Below are 3,250 nucleotides of genomic sequence, written 5' to 3' on the forward strand. Positions count from 1 at the left end.
GCCAATATCGCAGAAAGCCCGATTGCTGCAAAGGTCGTATGTGCGAGAATTCCTGCGCTGACACCGAATACTGATATCACACCCGCCAAACGCCCTTGGGATACTGTTCTGGCTAAAATATACATGGTGTCGGGCCCCGGAGTAATCCAGAGCAGAAAGCTTGCACTTAAAAACAACCAAAAGTCATGAGCTTCTAGCACCTATCCCTCCAGTATAAAACGCCTGATGCCGTCACCCCAGACAAGAGTAGCGAGTATAGCCAGCTTACTGGTGATTGGCATACTCTCTTATTAAGTCACTCTATAACTTACTGATTTGTATAGCCACCGATAAAGCTATAGTCAGAAAACAAGCATCTTGGTGAAGGTTTGCTAGAGTAGGGGAATATCAATATCGCATTTTAAAAGGTGCATCTTTAACCATGATCCAACTCATGACACAGGCCGACTTTGCTTTATTTTGGCCTACTTTTTATCAAGTGATTCAGGCACAAGAAAGCTATGCCTTTGACCCAGATATGACACAAGATCAGGCCTATGGGCTGTGGTGTGAGCAGCCGTTAAATACCTTTGCTTATCTCGAACAAGGTGAGGTGTTGGGCTCTTATTATATTAAGCCTAATGCCGCCGGCCCCGGCAGTCATGTATGCAATTGTGGTTATATGGTGGCGGAGCAGGCCAGAGGTAGGGGCATTGCTCGAAAGCTGTGTGAGCATTCTCAGCAGCAGGCATTAGCGCTGGGGTTTAAAGCGATGCAGTTTAATAGTGTAGTGGCGACCAACAAGATAGCGGTGCAGCTGTGGCAGCAGTTAGGGTTTAGCGTGATAGGCACTGTGCCTAAGGCTTACCAACATAAGCAGTTAGGTTATGTGGATACCCTAGTGATGTATAAGTGGCTTGCTGACTAAAAATGGTGAATAAAAAGGGCGCACTGCGCCCTTAGTTATTTGTGCCGGTGTTGATAGAGCTAACTTACGACTAGCTTAATTCGTCTTCGCCAACCCGTACCACTAGCTTGCCAAAGTTATCGCCTTGTAGCAGGCCAATAAAAGCGTCGGGGGCTTGGTCGAGTTCGTCGACTATTTGTTCGCGATAGTGAAGCTTTCCTTCACTAAGCCACTGGGCCATGTCTTTGGCAAACTCAGGGTAGCGGTGGCCGTAATCATCAAAAATAATAAAGCCTTTTACCGTCATACGCTTAATTAAAATAGTGCCCATTAGTTGGCCTAAACGGTCGGGGCCGTCGGGCAAGGCGGTGGCGTTGTACTGAGAAATTAAGCCACATACCGGAATGCGCGCCCCCGTATTAAGCAGTGGCAATACCGCATCCAGCACCTTACCGCCGACACTTTCAAAGTAAATGTCTATGCCATTAGGGCAGGCATGGGCTAACTGCTCGGCAAAGTCGTCGGCTTTATGATCCAAACACGCATCAACGCCTAAGTTATCGAGCGCATAAGCGCATTTTTCTGCACCACCGGCAATGGCCACTACATGACAGCCTTTTAGCTTACCAATTTGTGCCACCATGGCACCCACGGCACCGGTGGCGGCGGCCACCACTAGGGTTTCGCCGGGTTTAGGTTGACCAATATCTAACAAGCCCATGTAGGCGGTAAAGCCCGGCATACCTAGTACGCCTAAGGCATAAGAGGGGGGCGCTTGTTGTGGGTCTAGCTTAATTAAGCCCTCACCATTAGACAGTGCGTAGTCTTGCCAACCGCTGTAACTGAGCACCCAATCGCCAGCCTTAAAATCAGGGTGCAGGCTCTGGTGCACGCGGCTGACGGTGCCACCCACCATGGTGTGACCAAGAGCCACTGGGTCGGCATAAGATTTGGCATCGCTCATGCGGCCACGCATATAAGGATCCAAACTTAAATACAGGGTGCGCAGCAGCACTTCCCCTTGGCTAGGGGTAGGGATGGCACTTTCTAACAAGGCAAAGTCACTTGGAGTGGGCGCACCCTGAGGGCGCGCCGCTAACGTGAGTTGGCGATTAATGGTGTTAGTTTGTTTCATAAAAGCTCCTTATTGGCGGCACATTACAGGCTAGCTAACAGAATTTGGCGACAATGCTCGGGGGTAATATCGCCGTGTTCACCGAGTTTGGTCATGCCGTGCTGGGTGAGGCTGTCGATAATGGCATCAATATGCTCGGCGCCTAGGTCATAGTCGCTAAGACGGGTTTTTACGCCGACCGATTCAAAGAAATCACGAGTGCGTTCAATGGCGGCCTCGGCTTTTTCATCATCACTGCCCTCGTGAATATTCCACACGCGCTCGGCGTATTGCACCAGCTTGCCTAATTTGGCCTGTTTTCGCTGGCGCAGCATTTCTGGCAAAATAACCGCCAGTGTTTGGGCGTGATCTAAACCGTGGAGCGCGGTGAGCTCATGGCCCAGCATATGGGTGGCCCAATCTTGCGGTACACCGGCACCAATTAAGCCATTAAGCGCTAAAGTGGCGGTCCACATTAGGCTGGCGCGAGTTTGGTAATCTTCAGGATTAGCCAGCGCCTTGGGGCCAATTTCAGTTAAGGTTTGCAATAAACCTTCGGCAAAACGGTCTTGCACTGGGGCATCAGCCGGATAAGTCAGATATTGCTCAATGACGTGCATAAAAGCATCCACCACGCCGTTGGCAATTTGGCGAGTGGGTAGAGTGTAGGTTTTTACTGGATCTAAAATAGAGAACTGCGGAAATACCAGCTCACTCATAAAGGGCAGTTTGGCTTGCAAAGACTTGCGGGTGATCACCGAGCCTTTGTTCATCTCAGAGCCAGTGGCGGGCAGAGTGAGCACTGAGCCAAAGGGCAGGGCGGCATCAATGTGCTGACCACCGGTGAGCAAAATATCCCAAGCATCGCCTTGGTGCAGTGCTGCCGCCGCCACAAACTTGGTGCCATCAATCACAGAGCCGCCGCCCACGGCAAGTAAAAACTCAATATCTTGCTCGCGTACTATGGCTACCGCTTCCATTAGTGTTTCAAAGCTGGGGTTGGGCTCTATGCCACCAAACAGCTGTACTTGGCGATCTCCTAGGGCGTGTTTCACTTCATCTAGGGTGCCGTTGCGCTTAGCGCTTTCGCCGCCATACAGTACTAACACTTTGGCGTTGGTGGGCACCAGCTGGCTTAGGCTTGCAATTTTTCCGGCACCAAACTCAATGCGGGTAGGGTTGTAAAAACTAAAGTCTTGCATAAATGATCCTGTAAATTAATGTTAGATTAGACCGGTCGTCTAGTGTTT

General features: G+C 50.3%; 4 protein-coding genes. 1 reads left to right on the forward strand and 3 read right to left on the reverse strand.

Features of this window, described 5'->3' with window-relative positions; all coding sequences use genetic code 11:
• Positions 1–200: LysE family transporter (locus ACTHY5_RS04955; RefSeq protein WP_441877225.1), on the reverse strand; the 200-nt coding region annotated here is incomplete at its 3' end.
• A 221-nt stretch (positions 201–421) separates the two neighbouring features.
• Here ACTHY5_RS04955 and ACTHY5_RS04960 point away from each other — a divergent pair.
• Positions 422–907: a GNAT family N-acetyltransferase gene (locus ACTHY5_RS04960; protein WP_441877228.1), complete on the forward strand. Its 486-nt coding sequence runs from the start codon at positions 422–424 to the stop codon at positions 905–907.
• Positions 908–977: 70 nt separating this feature from the next.
• Here the strand turns inward: ACTHY5_RS04960 and ACTHY5_RS04965 are convergent, their stop codons facing one another.
• Positions 978–2,021, reverse strand: a complete 1,044-nt coding sequence (locus tag ACTHY5_RS04965; protein ID WP_441877231.1) for an NADP-dependent oxidoreductase — start codon at positions 2,019–2,021, stop codon at positions 978–980.
• 23 nt (positions 2,022–2,044) lie between these two features.
• Positions 2,045–3,202, reverse strand: coding sequence for an iron-containing alcohol dehydrogenase (locus ACTHY5_RS04970; protein WP_441877234.1), 1,158 nt, complete (start codon positions 3,200–3,202; stop codon positions 2,045–2,047).
• Positions 3,203–3,250 lie beyond the last annotated feature (48 nt).

Origin of the sequence: Oceanisphaera sp. (genome assembly GCF_052084945.1) — a bacterium.
GTDB lineage: Bacteria > Pseudomonadota > Gammaproteobacteria > Enterobacterales > Aeromonadaceae > Oceanimonas.

Excerpts from the sequence above, each read along its gene's own strand:
- ACTHY5_RS04970 (WP_441877234.1), bottom strand. The coding sequence starts at position 3,202 with ATGCAAGACTTTAGTTTTTACAACCCTACCCGCATTGAGTTTGGTGCC.
- ACTHY5_RS04960 (WP_441877228.1), top strand. The coding sequence starts at position 422 with ATGATCCAACTCATGACACAGGCCGACTTTGCTTTATTTTGGCCTACT.
- ACTHY5_RS04965 (WP_441877231.1), bottom strand. The coding sequence starts at position 2,021 with ATGAAACAAACTAACACCATTAATCGCCAACTCACGTTAGCGGCGCGC.